Genomic DNA, 21,376 nt, shown 5'->3' on the forward strand with positions numbered 1-21,376 from the left:
AGAACAGTCTATGCTATGACACGGCTAAAGATCCTTTTTATAAACGTGTCGTATTTGGTAATTGAATCTACAATTGATTAAAATGTTCAACTTTTTTTATTTCTTGAGTGAAGATGTTTAACTTTAGATGTTAAAAAATATAAACTATGGCGATTAGACCTCCTTTTAACTTACAGCGATGGCTAGAAGAAAATAGAGACTTGTTAAAACCCCCGGTGGGGAATAAAAATTTGTATCAGGATGCTGGTGATTATATAGTAATGGTAGTAGCGGGTCCAAATGCTCGTAAGGATTACCACTATAATGAAACCGAAGAATTGTTTTATCAGTTGGAAGGTCACATAAGGGTGCACATACAAGAAGATGGTAAAAAGAGAACGATGGAACTCGGCCCCGGAGATATGTATCTCAACCCTGCAAAGGTCCCGCATTGCCCTGAACGAGAAGAAGGATCCATAGGTTTAGTCATTGAACGCAAGCGAATAGATCTGGATATCGAAGATGGCTTGATTTGGTATTGTGACAATTGCAATCACAAACTGCATGAGGTGTATTTTCCATTGAACGATATTGAAAAGGATTTTCTAAAGCACTTTAATGAATTTTATAATGACGAATCTGCTCGCAATTGTGACCAATGTGGGTCTGTAATGCCGGTAGATGCACGTTTCGTTACAGATCAACAGTAATAGGTGCTGCTTAAAAAAGATAATGGGTATTAGACACTAGTTTTTTTACCCATTTTTTTCTTTTAGAGTCGGCCATTCATAAATTTAGACACTTACTTTTATCGATTTTCTGAAAGAATCCCTATATTGGTGTCAAATCAAACAAATTGAATCAAAAAAGTTATAAAAATGACAATTCAAACAAAAGAGTCCTCACATCATAAAGTTCTTGAAAAGCTCGGCGTAGCAGGAGAAAACAAAGGGAGTTCTACTGGTAAACAGTGGTTTTCCAATGGAGATTGGATTGATGTTTTATCTCCGGTTGACGGGAAATTGATGGCTAGAATTCAGACCACAAACGAGGGTGATTACAACAAGGTGATTAATACCGCTGTTTCTGCTTATCAGGAGTGGAAAAAAGTACCCGCACCACAACGTGGAGAAATAGTCCGTCAGTTTGCAGATCAACTCAGAGCATATAAAACAGCATTGGGAGAATTGGTATCCTATGAAATGGGTAAATCGTTCCAAGAAGGTCTGGGTGAGGTACAAGAGATGATTGACATTTGTGACTTTGCTGTAGGACTCTCTAGACAGTTACACGGTTTGACCATGCACTCCGAACGCCCGGGGCATCGTATGTATGAACAATGGCATCCACTTGGAGTTGTAGGTATTATTTCTGCTTTTAATTTCCCGGTTGCCGTTTGGTCATGGAATACGGCATTGGCACTTGTTTGCGGAGATGTGTGTGTATGGAAACCTTCAGAAAAGACACCTTTAACTGCAATAGCTTGTCAAAAATTACTAACTCAAGTTTTGAGTGATAACGAGCTTCCTGAAGGAATATCATGTTTAATAACCGGTGATGCTCGGGTAGGTGAGTTACTCACTAAAGATACCCGCATTCCTTTAATATCAGCAACGGGTTCTACCCGTATGGGCAAGATTGTTGCACAAACCGTTGCGAGTAGATTGGGTAAATCCCTATTGGAACTTGGCGGAAATAATGCTATAATCGTCACTCCTGATGCTGATATTAAAATGACCGTTGTTGGAGCTGTGTTTGGTGCAGTTGGAACCTGTGGTCAGCGTTGTACTTCAACAAGAAGATTGATTGTCCATCAAAAGGTTTACCAACAGGTGAAGGATGCTTTAATTGAAGCCTATGTACAATTGAAGATTGGGGATCCTCTCGATGAATCAAATCACGTGGGACCGTTAATTGATACTGATGCAGTGAAGATGTATCTGAATGCTTTGGAAAAAGCGAAGGAACAAGGCGGAGTAGTACTTACAGATAGCGGAAGGTTGGAAGGACCTGCATATGAAAGTGGATGCTATGTTAAGCCTGCATTGGTGGAGGCCTCCAATGATTTTGAAATTGTACAACAAGAAACCTTTGCGCCAATTCTGTATTTGATAAAATACGATGGTGATCTAGAAAATGCTATTGCCATACAAAATGGGGTTGTGCAGGGTCTATCTTCAGCTATTATGACTAATAATCTTCGAGAAGCTGAATTGTTTTTATCACATCAGGGGTCTGATTGTGGTATTGCCAATGTTAATATAGGTACCAGCGGAGCTGAGATTGGAGGAGCTTTCGGTGGAGAAAAGGAAACCGGTGGCGGACGTGAAAGCGGATCTGATGCTTGGAAGGTATATATGAGAAGGCAAACCAACACCATTAATTATACAACTACAATACCGCTTGCCCAAGGAATAAAATTTGATTTGTAAGGGGGATTAAACAACAAACTGCTGTGAATTAGATTTTTCACAGCAGTTTGTTTATATAATTGAATTGATACTATTGCTTTATCAAAGGACCCCGTTTGGTTCAACCCATTTAAAAATATGTTGATCTACCGGTGTGGCTATTCTAGTTGAGATTCTTCTTAATCGCTCAGGAAGTTTCATCAGATAATCTCTTGATTTTTCACCCTGATCATTTAGTTCTCTAAGTTTGTCAATCTCCCAATACTGGTTTAAACGCTCAAGAATATCTACATAATCTAAGGCGGTATAAACGCCAAGTCGTTGAGCTGCGTTAGAGAAATTCTCGAAAGCACTCCCGATAGGTTCACCTGCTTCACGAACAAATTGAGCAGGCATAACAATTTTCTGCTTCATCATTTGCGCAAAGGCAATGAGCATTTCATTTGGATCATATTCTAGAATTATTTTCACAAACTCACGATACGCCAAATGGTGTCTCATTTCATCACCTGCAATCACATTACACATTTTGGATAGCATTTTACTCCCACTTTTCTTAGCCAATTGGCCTACTCTTTTATGAGAGATATTGGTGGCCAGCTCCTGGAAAGATGTGTAAACAAAGTTCTTATAAGGATCGCGGTCAGTTCCCGCATCAAATCCATCTGCTATAAGGTGCTGTGTGGTCTTTTCAATTTCTTTCATATTCACACGACCTGCCAAATAGAGATATTTGTTAAGTACATCACCGTGTCTGTTCTCTTCAGATGACCATTGTTTTACCCATTTTGCCCAACCGTTGTTAGCGTGTTGGTCAACTCCTTCTACATCCATAAGCCAAGACTCATAAGTAGGGAGAGCTTCCTCTGTAATAGTGTCTCCAACAAGAACCACCCAAAAATCATATCCCAATTCTTTAGCTTCCCCTCTTAACTGGCGAACTTCCTCAAAGAAATTATCTCCTTGAGAATTCGGCAAGAAATCAGTGGGTTGCCATATTTTTTCCACAGGTATTAAATATTCCTCTAGAAAAGAGTCAATCCTCTTTTCCATGGTTTTCATTACTTCTAATCTAATGTTATGTAGTGACATAATATTTTATTTTAATTCTTCGTAAACCTGCTCTTATAATAAAGAGCGATTTATAGTACCGTACTTTCCTCAAAAATCCTGCCTTAAATAGTTAACCACAGGCAACATAGCCGTAAGTACCAGTAATTTTGGCTAAGATAGAATTCTGTATAGAACTATAAAAGCTATTTGTGATAATATTAAAGGTACAAAAATAATCCCTAAAACTCTTTATACAACAGCCTTAAGAGTTCAAAGTGTTAAAGTTTTTTGAACATTAAATAGGAATTTAGGATAATTTAACTAATTTTGAATGTAATGTTTTACAAACCAACCATATACATATGAAATATGCTTATCTTGTAGGGATAGTACTTTCGATACTATTGGGGAGCTTTTTCAACTGGATCCTTTGCTGTGAAATATCCGATACCACTGGGGTTGAAGAAGATAATGGAACTTTAACCGAAAAGGTTGCCACTGGGAATAATCCATTTATAATCAGTGATAATACCGGGGATTTTGAGTATCAATCAGACAATAATTTCAATTTCGATATTTCAAATTTTATTATAAAAAGACCCGTATCACCTGAAATTGATCAAGGAGTCACTTCGCTTAAATCGTATATCGGAAATCAGAACAATAAATTTGTAGATATCACGGGTTATTATGATCCTGCAGAAGAAAACAAATCTGCCTTCCCTAATCTCGGTTTAGCAAGAGCGAATGCGGTGAAGAATTACCTACTTTCTTTAGGGGTATCTTCCAAAAAATTAAATATACACGGAGCTGTAAAAGGAGGATTGTTATCAACGAAAGATAGTATAATAGAAGGGCCAGTATCTGTTGCTATAACGGAAAACGCCAACATTAAAGACGCCCAGGCTGTTGTGGATGCAATCAAACAGAATCCCATAGTTTTGCATTTTGATTCTGGAAAAAGCACAATCCAATTAACCCAAGAACAAAGAGAGAAGTACCTCGACATTGTTAGGGCATTGGACAAGGTTGATCATGTTTCAATATTGGTGGAAGGACATACGGATAACACCGGTACTCCCGAAGGAAACCTTGTACTGGGTAAAAAACGTGCAAGTTTTATTAAAGACTACCTTGTTACTAATGGTGTTACTCCAATTCGGATACAGACTGTATCCAAAGGTCAGGATGAACCAATTGCAGAAAATGAAACCGAGCAAGGAAGATCTCAAAATAGAAGAATTGTTATAACCGTGAATTAATCAATTAAAAAATTTATAATATGAACTGGTGTTTTATAATCCCTTTAATTGTCGGTATCATTTGCGCCATATTGGGGTATTTATTGGGGAGACAGTCCGCAGCGACGAAAAAGGTTACAAAAGTTGATAACTCAGAAGCTGTTAAGTGGAGGGAAAAGTATGCTGATTTGGAAGGGCAATTGGCTGAGTGTCGAAAATCATTGAGAGTACAGAAGGAGAAAGGAGCATCGGGAAGTGTATTACCATTCGACGCTGCCAAGGTTAAGGCTGTATTTGGAAAAAAAGTCAAACAAGATGACCTTAAAATTGTAGAAGGTATAGGTCCAAAAATAGCAGAACTATTTCACAACAATGGTATTAATACTTGGAAGGATCTCTCCACAACCACAGTATTGCGCTGCCAGGAAATACTAAGATCAGGAGGAAAAGCCTTTGAAATACACAAGCCAGATACCTGGCCTAAACAAGCTGAGATGGCTAATAATGGCCTATGGGAAGAGTTAAAGAACTGGCAAAACACACTTGACGGAGGAAAATAAGATTTTAAGATAGACTAACCAACCAATTTTGAAAAGGGCATTATTTTGTAAATGATGTCCTTTTTAACTAAAAATTGCGAAGTTCTCCCTCTATAATCTATGATATAGAGGGAGAAGTCGTTCAGTTTCTACCTATTTCATCAGGATAAAGGGTGTTTGCATTATCACTCTGCCAATATTCTTTAGTGTCTACATTCATAATGGTAAGTGGGCTTTTATAGGCCGCCCCTGTATCCATGTTCCACACTCTATCCATTTGAACAGGAGTGGTTTCTCCAATTCGGATTGTGGGGGTATGACCGATGTAGATTTCAGAATAGTGTTTGAGTCGTTGTGGGTAAAATGCATCCTCTTCGCTTAAGGATTTATCCATAGCGAGCACCATTTCCCATAGCGAGCGATCCCAATAGACCATCTCCGGGAAATACTCATTGGAAACACCGTTTACATTTGAAAACCCGGCATGTACGAACAATCGCTTTTGATCATCTAGGTAGTAATGATTTAGATTTTCAAAAAAGCGAAGGTGTATCTTTAAGGTAGTTCTGTCAATTTTATCATACGCATCTAAGGTTGCTTGCCCTCCGTGTATCAACCAATTTTCGTTGTGTTTTCTAGAGCGTTGCCATTCTAAAAACAGGGCATCGTGATTCCCTTTTATAAAGACACAATTGTTGGATTGGTTTAATTGAATTAGTGTATTGATAACCTGTGGTGACTCACTCCATCCATCTACGTAATCTCCCAAAAAAATTAGGGTATCTTCGGGTTTTACCTCAGCGCGCTTTAATACTTGTGTGAGGGCTTTGTTTGCACCATGTATATCACCTATAACAAAGGTTCTTTTTTGTTTAGACATTATAATCAAATCTAATTTTTAATTTCAGGGGAATTTACGGTTTAGACGAGAAACCGCCTTAAGAATTTATAAAAAATACAGAAAACAAATCAACCTTCCCTATGCATACTGAACTTTACGAAGAACTCGTAAGGCCTCTTTTAAAGAGATATAGGTGTCGCGGTCATAGACTTTAACGAATTCGCGGTAGTCTTCTAACATTTGCTTTGCACCACTAAAGCCGTTTAAGTAACAAATCAGATGCGTTGCGGGCATGTTTTTAAGATCTTTTTTGTCCTGAGTACTCAGAGGGAGGTTCTTCTTGAGTTTTTCCAATATGGTGTTATTGGTGTTGAAAATATGATATAACATCTTTCGATCGTACTGTGGTGGATCAAATATCAAGATGCTATCTATTTTGTAGGAACCATTGTCGTTAAATTGAATTTCCACCTTTTCTAAGGGATAAAGCTTTTTGTTGTTATTGAGACCCAGCTGTACATATTCGGTGATTGCAAAACGGTGTTCATCAATCTCAATTTGCACATCATCCAGAGCCGAATAAAAAAGCTTCACCTGTTCGTTGATGAGTTCAATATCTACTCTGGAATAAAAGATTTTAGCTCCTATCTTCTTTTCAATCCCTGCCCAACAGACGATAAACTGCTCTTTAAAAACCTTGTATTTTGGATTAAGCTCTGCATGGCGATTGACCACAAAATCAATTACCCCATCTAAGGTGAGTTCTATATTGTTTTTCGCGTGTTGCTCAATTTCACCGACTATGTATGAATTGGTGTCTTTGATCTCTATATCAAACACCTTCGGCATGCTGATACTACCATCTCTAAAGAAGACAGTCCCTCCCCAGTATTTCCAAATATTCTTTCGAAGTGCGGCTAACTTTCCGGAGGAACGAATTGTAACAAGGCCTACTACCTTATCTTCTGGGAGATCCGGAAAACGAATGTTTTCATAAGCAACCAGCGGTGCGTTTTGAATGTAGGCGTTAACCAGGTTTTGGATTTTACTATCGTCAAAAAAATCTACACCTACAATGCTGTTATCTTCATCCTCAACACCTATAACTATATAGGAGTTGTTTTTAGGATTGGAGTTCGCTAATGCGCAGATATGCTTGATAAACTTTGCCTTGCCCTGTTTGTCCCCAATATTGATAAACCTCTTCTTGTCATAAAAACTATTCTCATCATTGTGAGCCAGTAAATTTTTAATTAAAAGTCGTTTATTAATCATGGTGGTGGCAAGAGTTTCCTTTTGCCCTTAAATATAGGACGTTACGATTTACGCACAAAGCGATTTAAATATTTTTTAGGAAGTGGAACTTCAATTTAAGATAATTTTTTATTGACGATCGTACTGCTGGCCTGATCCCTGGGCATCACTATTAAATCCGCGATATTTACATGTGCCGGTCGACTCACGGCAAAATAAATTATATCTGCAATATCCTCAGGGGTTAGGGGGGTGTAGCCTTGGTACACTTTTTCGGCTTTTTCAGTATCACCTTTAAAGCGAACCTCACTGAATTCAGTTTCTACCAGCCCTGGATGTATGGCGCCAACTCGAATACCATGATGATGTAAATCGATACGCATGGCTTGGTTTAAGGCATCTACTGCATGTTTACTGGCGCAATATACATTACCATTAGGATATACTTCTTTTGCAGCTGTAGAGCCAATATTAATGATATGGCCTGCTTTGTTAGCAATCATAGATGGGATAATGGCTTTACTTACGTACAATAATCCCTTTACATTAATATCTATCATGGCTTCCCAATCCTCAACATCACCCTGATCTATAGGGGAAAGGCCATGTGCATTTCCAGCATTGTTAATCAGAATATCGATGTTCGAAAATTGCTCTGGCAGTGATGCAATACCCTTGAAAACCATAGCTTTATCACGAACATCAAAGGCGAGAATGTGTACATCTACCTGAGTGCTCAGCTCTTGTTGCAATTCTTGCAGGCGTTCCTTACGGCGACCACAAATGATTATATCAATACCCTGAGAAGCAAATAGCCTGGCAGTAGCTCTTCCAATACCACTACTCGCACCTGTAATTAAAGCCGTTTTACGCATCCGTGTTTTAAATTTAATTGTTTTGTGATTGCAAGTTAAGTATTAGAGAAAAATATAACTATTCGAGCACAGATTTTAAATAGTGCTTTCTTCCTTTTGAGGGTTATAGCCTAAATAAGGAACAGACTTCTCGGTAAATACAATATCGTGATCCTCCAATTCTTTGAGAATAGGCTCGTACACATCTTTTAAAATCGGTATGATCACCCCTGCGGTGGTAATTTGCTTGTTGAGAATCTTCAGTGCAGCGATACCCAGTGGTAAACCTACTGTTTTTGCCATGGCAGTATATCGGGTGTCCTGCCCAATGGTTACCATACTTGAATCTATTTGATGCTTTTTGCCCTCGAGTAGATAGCCAAATTTATGGTACATCACGATCATGTCCTTATCGTCTTGATCTAGTGTCCATTTTTGCTCGAGTATACTTTGCAAGGCCTGTGCAGGAGTTGCGTTTGCGATGCCCAGTGTCTTTTGATCATTAAACAAATCCAACTCGATTAGTTTCCCCCACATGATATCATCTTGATCTATTTTGAGATAATGCCGTAGTTTGAGTTCCACCGAATCCGTTGGAGAGTACGGTAAGAACGTATTGATAAAGGCTCTGTATGTCATGTGCTCGGAATTGTCTAAGACGTAGCTGTCGTCAGTCAGACCAAGCTGGACAAACATATTCCACGCTTTTGAAAATCCAACCCTTCTTATGGTACCTCTATATAAAGTCAGTACATCTTCTAGGCCATAGGCGTTTCGGTACTTTAAAGAATCCCTATTGGCATACACCTCAAATTTACCATAGCCTTCAATGTCCAGAAACTCTGTTCTTCTAAAGAGTTTGTTGTAAGGAATGTATTTGAAATTTCCTTCCTGAATAAACTTCGCAGCACCACCTTGTCCTGCGACCACAACATTCCTCGGATTCCAAGTAAATTTGTAATTCCATAAATTAGTATCGCTTTGCGGAGCAATAAGCCCACCGGTAAAAGACTCAAACAATACCATTTTGCCACCTTTTTCGCGAATATCATGGATCACCTTCATGGCGCTCATATGATCAATGCCGGGATCCACACCTATCTCATTTAGAAAGATGAGGCCTTTGTTTTTGACCTGTTGATCGAGTTGTTCCATCTCTGGACTCACATAGGAAGCCGTGACTAAATTCTTGCCCTGCGCAAGACAATCTTTGGCTACCTCAATATGAAATCGAGCAGGTAACATAGAAATCACCAGATCAGCTTTTTTTATGGCATTCACCCGCTGATCCTCATTAAAAATATCTAATTTTATGGCCGTACTGGATGGGTGATTATTTAATAGCTTGATAGCATTGTTCGGGTCTTTGTCCCCGACGAGAATATGTAACTTTTCTTTTTCAGCATTCTGCAGTAGATACTGCAATAAATAGGAAGTAGATTTTCCTGCACCGATTAGAAGAATGGTCCTCATAGTTTTGGTTTAAATTTCACACTAATGTATTAAAACGTTAGATTTATAACAAAAAAAACATAAAATGAATAAAGGAATTTTAATTACAGGCGCTATTTTGGGTGCACTGGCGGTGGTTTTAGGGGCTTTTGGTGCTCATGGTTTGAAAAATTTAGTTGATTCCGAAGCTGTAAAGACATTTGAAACGGGTGTGAGATATCAAATGTATCACGCTTTGCTTTTACTTTTTGTCGGTGGTAACACATTATTAAGTAATTCGACCAAAACTACGATAATGTATTTGGTAATTGCTGGAGTTATTCTTTTTTCCGGATCCATCTATGGGTTGTCCACAAATAACCTATCAGGCTTCGATTTCAGGAAAATCGGATTTATTACTCCTATAGGAGGTGCTTTGCTGATTGCTGCTTGGGGTGTACTTATCTATAAGTTCTTTCAACTAAGAAATGTGTAAAAAAACAGAGTCTCAAACGTTGTAGTTGGATTATTTTTATACATTTGTTGCGCAATCTAACAACAAACACAACACAATGACTGAGGAAAAAACTTTAGTTACGAAAACGATTTCGTTAAAAAAATACGGAATCGACAGCCCCTTGGTAAATTATCAATTAATTCCTGAAGATTTACACGAAATCACTATCGATTTGAAGATGGGCGTGGAGACCACTTCAGGTGCCTTGGCGGTCAATACTGGAACTTTTACAGGGCGTGCTCCCAGGGATCGATTTATTGTGAAGGATCAAATTACCGATGATAAGGTATGGTGGGGAGAAGTGAATCAACCTTTTTTACCCGAGAAATTTGATGCGTTGTACGATAAAATGGTAACCTATCTATCGGATCAGGAAATTTACGCTAGGGATTGTTATGCATGTGCTGACAAAAACCACCAAATAAACATAAGAGTGATCAACCAGTATTCTTGGTGTAACCTATTTGTCTATAATATGTTCCTGCGCCCTACAGATGATGAACTGGAGAACTTTCAAGAAGATTGGTTAATCGTTAACGCTCCAGGTTTTGAAGCTGATGCTGAGAGAGATGGAACACGTCAGGGAAACTTTACCATCATAAATTTCACCAAGAAAACGATACTTATTGGAGGAACAGGATATACAGGAGAAATTAAGAAAGGTATATTCTCCGCTCTTAACTTTATACTTCCTGTTTTTAAAAATACCCTTCCTATGCACTGTAGTGCTAATGTTGGTAAGGATGGAGATACCTCGATATTCTTCGGGCTCTCTGGGACCGGTAAAACTACTTTATCTGCTGACCCTGCTCGAAAACTCATAGGAGACGATGAACATGGATGGACCTTAGATAACCACATATTTAATTTCGAAGGTGGTTGCTACGCCAAGGTTATTAATCTGTCCGAGGAAATTGAACCGGATATTTTTGGAGCAATTACAAAAGGCGCTCTATTAGAAAATGTCCTGGTCGATAAAAATGGAGAGGTTGATTATACGGATACAAGTATTACCCAAAACACAAGGGTGAGCTATCCGATTGATCATATCAAAAACATACAGGTTCCTTCTATAGGAAGCAATCCTAAAAACATATTTTTTCTTACAGCCGATGCTTTTGGAGTTTTACCGCCGATCTCTAAATTAACCCCGGGGCAGGCGGCTTACCATTTTATTTCTGGGTATACCGCTAAAATCGCTGGAACTGAGGACGGAGTAACCGAGCCGATCCCATCATTTTCAGCCTGTTTTGGAGCTCCTTTTATGCCATTACATCCTACAGTGTATGCTGAGATGTTAAGTAAAAAAATAAAAGACGCCAATGTAAATGTTTGGTTAGTCAATACCGGGTGGACCGGTGGTCCTTATGGTATAGGAACACGTATGAAGTTGAAGCATACCAGGGCAATGATTCAGGAAGCTATGGCTGGGCGTCTAGGAGATTACTCAAGTGACACCTATACAATACACCCTACATTTTTAATTGCCTATCCAAAGCATTGTCCTAATGTGCCAAGTGAAGTTTTATGTCCTAAAAATACTTGGGAAGATAAAGATACCTACGAGATCAAAGCCAAAGAGCTTGCTAAAGCGTTTAATAAGAATTTTGAAAAATACAAAGCTTATGCTGATCACAGTATCATCAGTGGTGGTCCAGCATAAGTCAAAATAAAGGGAGTTAAGTGTCTCCCGAGCTTGCCAAATAGTTAGTAGTAAGGCCTCTGTTTATTCAGAGGCTTTTTTTAACCAAATAAAAAGCCGACTACATCTTCAATTTTACTCACTTTCTGAATTTGAATCGCTGTATTTTTAAGGGTGATCTTACTTTGTTTAGATACAAAAATACGGGTGAAACCTAATTTTTCAGCTTCTAATATGCGTTGTTCCACGCGTTGCACCGGCCTAATTTCACCTGCCAACCCTACTTCAGCGGCAAAGCAAGTGTCTTTTTCCAATGCAATATCCTCATTGCTGGAAAGTATCGCTGCAATTACCGCAAGATCTAAGGCAGGATCATCGATAGAGATTCCTCCGGTGATGTTTAAAAAGACATCCTTTGCACCAAGTCTGAAGCCTGCTCGTTTTTCCAAAACCGCTAGGAGCATATTGAGTCGTTTTGCATTATAGCCTGTTGTGCTTCGCTGAGGTGTCCCGTAGACAGCGGAACTTACCAAGGCTTGGATCTCTACCATTAAAGGACGCATTCCTTCTAAAGTTGCTGCGATGGCTGTGCCTGATAATTCCTCATCTGTTTTGGATATTAGTAGTTCCGAAGGATTGGTGACCTCTCTTAAGCCGCTGCCCAACATTTCGTATATCCCTAATTCTGAGGTCGACCCAAATCGATTTTTAAGCGCTCGTAAAATTCTGTAAACATGATTGCGGTCTCCTTCAAATTGTAAAACCGTGTCCACCATATGCTCTAGGATCTTTGGGCCTGCTATATGACCGTCTTTGGTGATGTGACCAATAAGAATTACCGGAGTGTTGGATTGTTTAGCAAAAGTGATAAGCTCGGAGGTACATTCTCTAATTTGACTAACACTACCTGCTGAAGACTCTATATGATCTGTTTGAAGCGTTTGGATGGAATCTATAATAAGGATATCCGGATCCATTTCTTCTATCTGTCTAAATATATTTTGAGTTTTTGTTTCTGTTAGAATATAACAGTGTTCACTCTGTGGGTGAATACGCTGTGCGCGCATCTTAATTTGTTTTTGGCTTTCTTCCCCGGAAACATATAAGGTTTTAAATGGAAGCTTTAGGGCAATTTGGAGTAGTAAGGTACTCTTTCCAATTCCAGGCTCTCCACCTAGTAAGCTCACTGAACCGGGAACCACTCCACCACCTAATACACGATCGAGTTCTACGCTTCCGGTGACCATTCGCATCTCTTTACTACCGTCAATTTCATGCACTCTAAGTGGTTTTGCAAGTCGTTTTGAAGAGCTATCTGTAGGTTTCCAACCCGTTTTAGCACCCTCCTTTTGGATGATTTCTTCCACTAGTGTGTTCCACTGTTTACAGGAAGAACATTGTCCTTGCCATTTGGCAGATTGTGCACCACAATTCTGACAATAAAAAGTCGTTTTAAGTTTGGCCATCTTTGAGTTTTGAATTACAAAGGTACAAATTAACTCAAAGTTGTCGAAGGCATTAACCCTTGGTTCTGTGTTCTGGTTTAGGTAAAAATAAAAGGATCTAAGCTTTGAAAAAAGAAAATTTGGTGGTTTTATAATGATCTATAAATAAGTGGAATACGTCTATTGAATCACTTGATTAGGGATCTTAAAAATCCAATAATCGTATTATGTGCGTATATATACAGAATCATTTTTATTAAACGTATATTAATTTATATCTAAAAATTCTATTTTATGAAAATTGTAAAAGGATTATCAAGTAGCCTACTAATTCTATTTTCTCTTTTGTTTATTGCGAGCAGTTGTAGTGACGATGACAACGATACAAACATACCTGGAGACGGAACGGCTAAGGTTCAAGTACTGCTTGTAGATGCCCCTGGGGACTACGAGGAAGTAAATGTAGACATTCAGGATGTTATGATTAATCGTACAGACGAAGCTGAAAATGGTTGGGAAAGTTTAACTGATGTTGAAACGGGTGTATATGACTTGTTAAAACTAACAGGTGGTAACCATGCTATTTTAGCTGATAACGAACTTCCTACTGGTGAGTTAGATCAAATTAGACTTGTTTTAGGAGATAATAACTACGTAGTTATTGATGGACAAGAAGTTCCATTAGCTACTCCGAGTGCTCAACAATCTGGATTGAAAATCCATTTAGATGATACCGAATTGGAAGCCGGATTCACCTATTCAATTGTTTTAGATTTTGATGCTGATAAATCAGTAGTAAAGGCCGGTGAGTCTGGTTCTTATAACTTAAAACCTGTAATCAATGCAAGTTGGGAAGTAAACTCCGGACAAATCACAGGATCAGTTAATCCACAGGATTTCCAAACTGTTGCCTCCGTAATTACTGCAGACAATGACACTATTAGCAGTTATACAAGTGCAGAAGGTATTTATACACTATATGGTGTACCTGCTGGAACTTATGAAGTTACTTTAACTCCTGAAGCTGAATCTGGATATGCAGTTACTACAGTTGCTGACGTAGTTGTTGTAAATGGAGAAATCACTGAGGTTCCTTTAACTGAATTAGAAGCTGCAGTAGAAGGTGGAAGTATTAGCGGAACTGTTCTTAATGCAGACGCTGAAGTAACCGCTTCTGTAACTGTTGGAGAAGAAGTAGTAAGCACTACTGTTGCTGAAGATGGCACCTTTACTTTAGAAGGTATACCTGCGGGAACTTATACACTTACATTAACTTCTGCAGAAGGATCTGCCTTTGGAGTTAACACAATTCCAGAAGTCGTTGTAGTAGATAACGAAGTTACTGCTATTGGCGATATTACCTTGGAATAGTTAATAAACTGCAAAATATTATTAAGAGCAGCCTAATCTTTGGGCTGCTCTTTATATTTTAACCTATTGTTAACAGCGTCAATCTAAATAAATTTTCAATTTGCATCCTATTATAGTTGGTGTTATATTGATGCCACAAAAATTAACATAAATGGAGCAAAATACTACTTTAGATATTACTGCAATTAATGAAAAAATAGAAAGAGAAAGTGCTTTTATTGATTTATTGACAACGGAGATGAATAAAGTCATAGTTGGGCAAAAGCACATGGTTGAGAGATTGTTAATCGGATTACTTGGACAAGGACACATACTTTTGGAAGGTGTGCCGGGACTGGCAAAAACTTTAGCAATTAATACACTGTCCAAGGCTGTACACGGAAGTTTTAGTAGAATTCAGTTTACACCGGATTTGTTACCGGCTGATGTTGTTGGTACTATGATATATAATATTAAGGAAAATGATTTTTCCATTAAGAAAGGGCCAATATTCGCCAATTTTGTTTTGGCTGATGAGATTAACAGGGCGCCTGCAAAGGTACAATCTGCCTTATTAGAGGCCATGCAGGAGAAACAAGTGACCATTGGAGATGAAACTTTTATCTTGGACAAACCTTTTTTGGTTATGGCTACTCAAAACCCGGTGGAGCAGGAAGGAACTTATCCTCTACCTGAGGCACAGGTTGACCGTTTTATGCTTAAGACGGTAATTGATTACCCAAAATTCAACGAAGAACAACTTATCATAAGAGCCAATCTTAAAGGTTCATTTGCTGAAGTGAATCAGGTCGTTAGTATCGATCAGATTTTAAGAGCACAATCCGCAGTACGTGAAGTTTATATGGATGAGAAGATAGAGAAGTATATCTTAGATATCATTTTCGCAACACGATACCCGGAAAAGTATGAACTTCAAGAATTAAAACCACTAATTAGCTTTGGAGCTTCACCAAGGGGTAGTATTAATTTAGCTGCCGCTGCCAAGTGTTACGCATTTATCAAACGCAGAGGATATGTGATTCCTGAGGATGTTCGAGCTGTAGTTCTTGATGTTTTACGCCACAGAGTGGGTATTACCTATGAAGCTGAGGCTGAAAATATCACTTCTGAAGATATTATCAATAAGATTGTAAATGAGATAGACGTACCTTAGAAAGTAACTTATCATCATAGTTTACAATTATATTGATACACGAACTTTAAGTTTATCTTTCAAATTCAAATGGACACTAAGGAACTATTAAAAAAGGTCAGAAAAATTGAAATAAAGACGCGTCGACTGAGCGATCATGTTTTTGGCGGAGAGTACCACTCCACATTTAAAGGGAGAGGTATGACCTTTAGTGAAGTTCGAAATTATCAGTTTGGTGATGATGTACGGAATATTGACTGGAATGTAACTGCGAGATATAATGAGCCTTATATTAAAGTTTTTGAAGAAGAAAGAGAGCTGACCATGATGTTGCTTGTAGATGTTAGTGCATCTGAGAACTTTGGTACCTCCAAGCAATTCAAAAAGGATATTATTACTGAAATCTCCGCAACCCTGGCATTTTCTGCCATGCATAACAATGATAAAATCGGTTTAATTTTATTTTCTGATAAAATTGAACTTTACATACCACCCAAAAAAGGACGGTTTCATGTGCTGAGAATCATACGTGAGCTTTTAGAGTTCACACCTCAAAATAAGAAAACCAATATTGACGAAGCACTTCGCTTTATGTCAGGGGTGAGTAAAAAACGCGTGATTGCCTTTATGCTCTCTGATTTTATGGATGCAAATTACGACCAGGCTCTTAAAATTGCGGCAAACAAACATGATATCACCGGAATCCGGATTTACGACCAAAAAGAAGCAGAAATGCCTAATATTGGATTTGTTCAAATGGAAGATGCCGAAACAGGAGAAGTACGACTGATCAATACTAAATCCAAACAAGTCAGAAATCAATATGCTGCTTCCTACTTGGAACGTGTAGATTACTTTCAAAATACTTTTAGTAAAAGTGGTGCCGGGGTAATCAGTAGTAGTGTGGATGAGAGTTATGTGAAAAAATTGTTGGGTTATTTTAAGAGGAGAGGATAATTGGGACAAGACTAGGCCCGGGTGGACTTTATCAGGTGGTTTTCAACAAATAAAAATATTAGAATTTATAACATCGAAATGTTTGAATTAGTGTTAAATAAAATATTCTTCGTATTGAAATTAAGGGTTTTTATCCTTGTGTTGCTGCTTGGCAATGGGTTGGTTTTTTCGCAATCCTCTCCGGTGGTAACATCTTCAGTGGATACAACCGTAATTAAAATTGGAGAGCAAATACACTTTAAGATAGAGGTTGCAGCAGATAGTACGGCTGAGGTTTTCTTCCCCGATGGACAAACCTTTATACCCTTGGAAATGGTGGAACAACTGCCAATCGACAGCGTAATCATTCAAGACAAGTTAAAGTTAATTAAGGAATATGCCTTAACCCAATTTGATTCCGGTCATTATACCTTGCCTAAACAGCAATTGATGATTGATGGAAAACCGTTCTTTACAGATTCTTTGACCATACAGGTTAATACTGTGGTGGTCGATACGACCAAACAGAAGATGTTTGATATCAAATCCTTAGCCGTGGTTGATAAACCAATGGGCAACTGGTGGATCTGGGTATTGATTGGTTTAGTGGTTGTTGGGTTAATAGGGCTGGTTATCTACTGGTTTGTTATAAGAAAGAAACCCTTAACAGAAGAAGAGAAAATCGCGTTATTACCGCCATATGATAGAGCATTGGCGGAACTAAAGAAACTAGATGACTCCAAATATATAATCCAATCAGAATACAAAGAGTACTATACCGAGCTTACCAATATCGTACGCTACTATTTGGAGGAGGATGCTCATATTTCCGCCATGGAAAGTACCACGGATGAGTTGATTACCAAAATTGAACTACTGAGGGATTCTGGAAATTTAAATTTGGATAACGATACGATTGATCAATTTAAAAAAGTTTTAAAAACGGCTGATTTGGTGAAATTTGCTAAATCAAGACCAGATGATTCAATGGTCGCCGGCGATCGTAAAACAGTGGAAACTATTGTAGTCAAAACCAAACAGGCCCTACCTGAACCAACAGAAGAGGAACTCATGCAGCAAGAGGCTTATGTAGAAGACTTGACTAGAAGGAAGAAAAAACAACAAATTAAAAAAGCCATATTGGTCTCGGTCGGAGTCTTGGTAATTGCTCTGGGAGCGTTGACCTATATTTTCGGGTTTGACACTATAAAGGATAACGTACTTGGCCACCCTAACAAATCCCTACTCGAAAGTCAGTGGGTGGGTAGTTCTTATGGGTATCCTTCCATGTATGTGGAAACACCGGAAGTTTTAGAACGGGTGAAGGATCTTGATAAAAATGGCGCAGTCGGCACTCATAGTAATCAAAGGTATACCTACGGTGAAATACATGGAAACTTTTTTATACAGCTCAATGTGGCAACCTATAAAAAGGAAGGTGATTTTGATGCAAAAAAAGCTATTGAATCGGCCATTGCAAGAGTAGAAAAGGCAGGGGCTAGAAACATGATTGTTAAACAAGAAGAATATGTAAGCCCGACTGGTAAGGAAGGTAATAAAGTATTCGGAACATTGAACTTGGAGGATCCTGAAAGGGGGACCATAAGAAATGTCTCTTATATGATTTTGAGTTTTGTTCAAGGCGGAGGTTTTCAGCAACTTACCATGGTCTATCCGAAGAATGACACTTATGCTGATACCATAGTTGATAGGATAACCAGTTCAATAGATTTTAAAACCCAAAGTGAATGATGTTTGAGAATGTAGACTTTGTAAACCCTGAGTTCTTTTGGCTGTTATTATTACTTCCAATAGTAGGGGTATGGTATTTTTTCAAACGAAAAAAACAGACAGCTTCCCTTAAAATCTCCAGTATTCGAGGCTTTAAAGGAACAACATCTATATTGACAAAGCTTAAGCCTATGTTATTTGTGATGCGTTTATTAGCCTTAGCTGCACTAATTACCGCAATGGCAAGGCCACAAAGAGAGGATGTGTCTACAAGGACCAAAACCACACGTGGTATTGATATTGTGATGGCTATAGATGTGTCTTCTAGTATGTTGGCACGTGATTTGAAGCCAAATAGGTTGGTAGCACTTAAAGAAGTTGCAGCAACTTTTATTAAAGAACGTGTAAACGATCGTATTGGACTTGTGGTTTATTCCGGGGAAAGCTTCACAAAAACCCCAATTACCAGTGATAAAAGCATTGTACTTAAATCCTTAAAAGAAATCACCTATGGCCAATTGCAAGATGGTACAGCTATCGGAATGGGACTTGCCACAGCAGTAAATAGAATTAAGGACAGCAAGGCCAAAAGTAAGGTACTTATACTTTTGACCGACGGGGTGAATAATTCAGGGTTTATAGAACCGGAAACAGCCGCAGGATTAGCCGTTGAATACGGAATTAAAACTTACACTATTGGAATAGGAACCAATGGAATGGCACTCACACCTGTGGGTTATAACCCTGATGGAAGCTATAGATATGGAATGAGCAAGGTGGAAATTGATGAACAGCTTCTCAAGGATATTGCTGAGCAAACCGGTGGGGTGTATTTTAGGGCTACGGATAATGAAAAGCTCTCTGAAATTTATGAAGAGATTAATAAATTAGAGAAAACAGATATAGAAGAAATCAAATACTATAACTACGAGGAAGAGTTTAGATTCTTTGCTCTTTTTGCGGTTGGTTTATTGGTATTAGAAAGCATATTGCGTTATACAGTTTTTAGAAGTTTAGTTTAAATTATGTATCAATTAGACGAAAAAATATATTTCTATGTGTTGGGAATAATCCCGTTTTTGGTGGTTTTGTTTATCGGTTATAGGATATGGCAAAAACAAGCCCAAAAACGCTTTGCCGACGCGGAAACTTTAAATAAGTTAAGCCCAAACAAATCGACCTTTAAATCGATTTTGAAACTTGTCTTGATTCTACTTTCTATAAGCTGTTTGGCTATTGCTCTAGTCAATCCAAAGATCGGGACTAAAATGGAGACCGTTAAACGCGAAGGGGTTGATATTGTATTTGCTATTGACGTGTCTAAAAGTATGATTGCAGAGGATATCGCACCAAATCGAATTGAAAAAGCGAAGCGAGTAGTATCTGAAATCATCAACAATTTAGCTTCGGATCGTATAGGGATCATTGCATATGCAGGTCAAGCTCACCCTCAATTACCTATTACAACGGATTATTCGGCGGCAAAAATGTTTTTGCAGAGTATGAATACCGATATGATGTCATCGCAAGGAACCGCAATCAATGAAGCTATACAGTTAGCAACCACTTATTTTGATGACCAGGACCAAACCAATAGGGTGTTGTTCTTAGTTTCTGATGGAGAGGATCATTCGAATGCCACCAACGATGCTGTAGAAGAAGCTAGCGCTGCCGGAATTAAAATATACACCATTGGTGTTGGTACTGCAAAAGGAGGGCCAATGCCTATTCGTTTAAACGGAGTGATAGACTCCTATAAAAAAGATAAAAATGGAGAGGTAGTCATTACCAAATTAAACGAACCCATGCTCCGTACAATTGCAAGAGAAGGAGATGGTCAATACATCAATGGAGCGAATACCAATGAAGTTGTGAGTCAGGTAACTGATATCTTGAGCCAGATGGATAAGACGGAGTTTGAATCCAAACAATTTGCAGATTTCAAAGATCAATTTCAGTGGTTCGTTGCCGCTGCTTTACTCTTGTTATTTTTGGATATCTTCCTATTGGAACGCAAGACGGTTTGGATTCAAAAATTAAATTTGTTTAATGAAAAGAAGTATGATCAGTAGGGGAACAACATATCGTAATTCAAGGTCTAGTAAAAGAATAGCAGTACAGCTATTGCTTCTTACAGCCCTAATGTTATGGGGTGTGAGTGCTACAGCTCAGAATAGTAAAAAACTTTTAAAACAAAAAGATGCTGCTGCTGAAACCTCGTTGGAATTAACCTATAAAGCTAATATAGATTTGACCCAAAATCAGAATGATGTTGAGGCAGAGATGGCTTACAGAGAGGCGATTTCAAAGAATGACAGCAATAGTGTTGCCAAATACAATCTCGGGAACCTATATTATAGGAACAACAGTATGGGAGAAGCCTTTATGAGATATAAAGAAGCAGGACTGTCTTCTGATAATAAGGCTGAAAGGCACAAAGCTTACCACAACTTGGGAAATGTATTTATGAAGAACAAGGAGTTCTCTAAGGCTATCGAGGCTTATAAGGAAGCCTTGAGAAACGATCCGACTGATGACGAAACTCGTTACAATCTCGCCTTGGCAAAAGAAGAACGTAAAAAACAACAGGATCAGAACAAGGATAACCAGGATAAAAAAGACGATCAAGACAAAAAAGATCAAAACAAGGACGATAAGGATAATAAAAAAGATAACCAGCAGAATAATAAAGATAAGAAAGACGACAAGCAGGGCGAGGATAAAAAGGATGAACAAGGGGATCAAAAGGATAAAAAACAGGAGGGAGAAGATGGCGATCAGCAGAAGCAGCCTCAAGACAACAAGCCTGAGCAGGGTGATAAAAAATCTAACGAGCAACCCCAGGACAACCAACAACAACCTAGACCGAATCAACTCTCCCCTCAACAGATAAAAAACATACTGGAGGCGATGAATAATGAGGAGAAAAAAGTTAGAGAGCGAATCAATGCTCAAGAAGTAAAAGGGAAACCGATTAGAAATGAAAAAGACTGGTAAAC

The 21,376-nt window shown here is 38.4% G+C and carries 19 protein-coding genes; 13 read left to right on the forward strand and 6 right to left on the reverse strand.

Annotated features, from left to right (window positions below; all coding sequences use genetic code 11):
- Positions 1-146 precede the first annotated feature (146 nt).
- Together ACN0TV_RS11305 and ACN0TV_RS11310 are read left to right on the forward strand one after the other, a co-directional pair.
- A complete protein-coding gene (locus tag ACN0TV_RS11305) occupies positions 147-689 on the forward strand; it encodes a 3-hydroxyanthranilate 3,4-dioxygenase (protein WP_417363024.1) in 543 nt (180 codons plus the stop codon).
- A 168-nt stretch (positions 690-857) separates the two neighbouring features.
- A complete protein-coding gene (locus tag ACN0TV_RS11310; RefSeq protein ID WP_417363025.1) occupies positions 858-2,411 on the forward strand; it encodes an aldehyde dehydrogenase family protein in 1,554 nt (517 codons plus the stop codon).
- Positions 2,412-2,492: 81 nt separating this feature from the next.
- Here the strand turns inward: ACN0TV_RS11310 and ACN0TV_RS11315 are convergent, their stop codons facing one another.
- Positions 2,493-3,482 (reverse strand): acyl-ACP desaturase, encoded by a 990-nt coding sequence (locus ACN0TV_RS11315; RefSeq protein ID WP_417363026.1) that lies wholly within the window; start codon positions 3,480-3,482, stop codon positions 2,493-2,495.
- A 323-nt stretch (positions 3,483-3,805) separates the two neighbouring features.
- On the opposite strand from ACN0TV_RS11315, the gene ACN0TV_RS11320 reads away from it, so the two are divergent.
- Both ACN0TV_RS11320 and ACN0TV_RS11325 read left to right on the forward strand, forming a co-directional pair.
- Positions 3,806-4,705: an OmpA family protein gene (locus ACN0TV_RS11320; RefSeq protein WP_417363027.1), complete on the forward strand. Its 900-nt coding sequence runs from the start codon at positions 3,806-3,808 to the stop codon at positions 4,703-4,705.
- A 20-nt stretch (positions 4,706-4,725) separates the two neighbouring features.
- On the forward strand, positions 4,726-5,244 hold the full coding sequence (locus tag ACN0TV_RS11325) for a hypothetical protein (protein WP_417363028.1): 519 nt from the start codon (positions 4,726-4,728) through the stop codon (positions 5,242-5,244).
- 121 nt (positions 5,245-5,365) lie between these two features.
- On the opposite strand, the gene ACN0TV_RS11330 is transcribed toward ACN0TV_RS11325, so the two are convergent.
- The 4 genes from ACN0TV_RS11330 to ACN0TV_RS11345 all read right to left on the reverse strand — a co-directional run bounded on the left by ACN0TV_RS11330 (position 5,366) and on the right by ACN0TV_RS11345 (position 9,645).
- Positions 5,366-6,103, reverse strand: coding sequence for a metallophosphoesterase family protein (locus ACN0TV_RS11330; RefSeq protein ID WP_417363029.1), 738 nt, complete (start codon positions 6,101-6,103; stop codon positions 5,366-5,368).
- A gap of 99 nt (positions 6,104-6,202) precedes the next feature.
- Positions 6,203-7,339: an ATP-binding protein gene (locus tag ACN0TV_RS11335; RefSeq protein ID WP_417363030.1), complete on the reverse strand. Its 1,137-nt coding sequence runs from the start codon at positions 7,337-7,339 to the stop codon at positions 6,203-6,205.
- Between the two features lie 95 nt (positions 7,340-7,434).
- On the reverse strand, positions 7,435-8,193 hold the full coding sequence (locus ACN0TV_RS11340) for an SDR family NAD(P)-dependent oxidoreductase (protein WP_417363031.1): 759 nt from the start codon (positions 8,191-8,193) through the stop codon (positions 7,435-7,437).
- Positions 8,194-8,268: 75 nt separating this feature from the next.
- Positions 8,269-9,645, reverse strand: coding sequence for a saccharopine dehydrogenase family protein (locus ACN0TV_RS11345; protein WP_417363032.1), 1,377 nt, complete (start codon positions 9,643-9,645; stop codon positions 8,269-8,271).
- Positions 9,646-9,709: 64 nt separating this feature from the next.
- Here ACN0TV_RS11345 and ACN0TV_RS11350 point away from each other — a divergent pair, with 64 nt between their 5' ends.
- Both ACN0TV_RS11350 and pckA read left to right on the forward strand, forming a co-directional pair.
- Complete coding sequence (locus ACN0TV_RS11350; protein ID WP_417363033.1) at positions 9,710-10,099, forward strand: DUF423 domain-containing protein; 390 nt, start codon at positions 9,710-9,712, stop codon at positions 10,097-10,099.
- Between the two features lie 76 nt (positions 10,100-10,175).
- Positions 10,176-11,783, forward strand: coding sequence for a phosphoenolpyruvate carboxykinase (ATP) (gene pckA / locus ACN0TV_RS11355; RefSeq protein ID WP_417363034.1), 1,608 nt, complete (start codon positions 10,176-10,178; stop codon positions 11,781-11,783).
- Between the two features lie 80 nt (positions 11,784-11,863).
- Here the strand turns inward: pckA and radA are convergent, their stop codons facing one another.
- Positions 11,864-13,228 carry a DNA repair protein RadA gene (gene radA / locus ACN0TV_RS11360; protein ID WP_417363035.1) on the reverse strand — a complete coding sequence of 455 codons (1,365 nt, stop codon included), beginning with the start codon at positions 13,226-13,228 and terminating at the stop codon, positions 11,864-11,866.
- A gap of 273 nt (positions 13,229-13,501) precedes the next feature.
- On the opposite strand from radA, the gene ACN0TV_RS11365 reads away from it, so the two are divergent.
- From ACN0TV_RS11365 to ACN0TV_RS11395, 7 genes are all read left to right on the forward strand, one after another.
- The gene (locus ACN0TV_RS11365; protein WP_417363036.1) at positions 13,502-14,578 is read left to right on the forward strand and encodes a DUF4382 domain-containing protein; all 1,077 of its coding nucleotides are present in this window, start codon (positions 13,502-13,504) and stop codon (positions 14,576-14,578) included.
- 151 nt (positions 14,579-14,729) lie between these two features.
- Entirely contained in the window at positions 14,730-15,731 is a 1,002-nt protein-coding gene (locus tag ACN0TV_RS11370; protein WP_417363037.1) for an AAA family ATPase, read from the forward strand.
- Positions 15,732-15,800: 69 nt separating this feature from the next.
- Positions 15,801-16,667 (forward strand): DUF58 domain-containing protein, encoded by an 867-nt coding sequence (locus ACN0TV_RS11375; protein ID WP_417363038.1) that lies wholly within the window; start codon positions 15,801-15,803, stop codon positions 16,665-16,667.
- A gap of 114 nt (positions 16,668-16,781) precedes the next feature.
- Positions 16,782-18,398, forward strand: coding sequence for a hypothetical protein (locus tag ACN0TV_RS11380; RefSeq protein WP_417363039.1), 1,617 nt, complete (start codon positions 16,782-16,784; stop codon positions 18,396-18,398).
- Entirely contained in the window at positions 18,398-19,399 is a 1,002-nt protein-coding gene (locus ACN0TV_RS11385) for a vWA domain-containing protein (protein WP_417363185.1), read from the forward strand. Before ACN0TV_RS11380 ends, ACN0TV_RS11385 begins: the two co-directional genes overlap by 1 nt.
- 3 nt (positions 19,400-19,402) lie before the next feature.
- Positions 19,403-20,449, forward strand: a complete 1,047-nt coding sequence (locus ACN0TV_RS11390) for a VWA domain-containing protein (protein ID WP_417363040.1) — start codon at positions 19,403-19,405, stop codon at positions 20,447-20,449.
- Positions 20,427-21,374 (forward strand): tetratricopeptide repeat protein, encoded by a 948-nt coding sequence (locus ACN0TV_RS11395; protein WP_417363041.1) that lies wholly within the window; start codon positions 20,427-20,429, stop codon positions 21,372-21,374. Before ACN0TV_RS11390 ends, ACN0TV_RS11395 begins: the two co-directional genes overlap by 23 nt.
- The last annotated feature ends 2 nt before the right edge of the window (positions 21,375-21,376 follow it).

The sequence above is a fragment of the Galbibacter sp. genome, assembly GCF_048266365.1.
Lineage (GTDB): Bacteria > Bacteroidota > Bacteroidia > Flavobacteriales > Flavobacteriaceae > Galbibacter.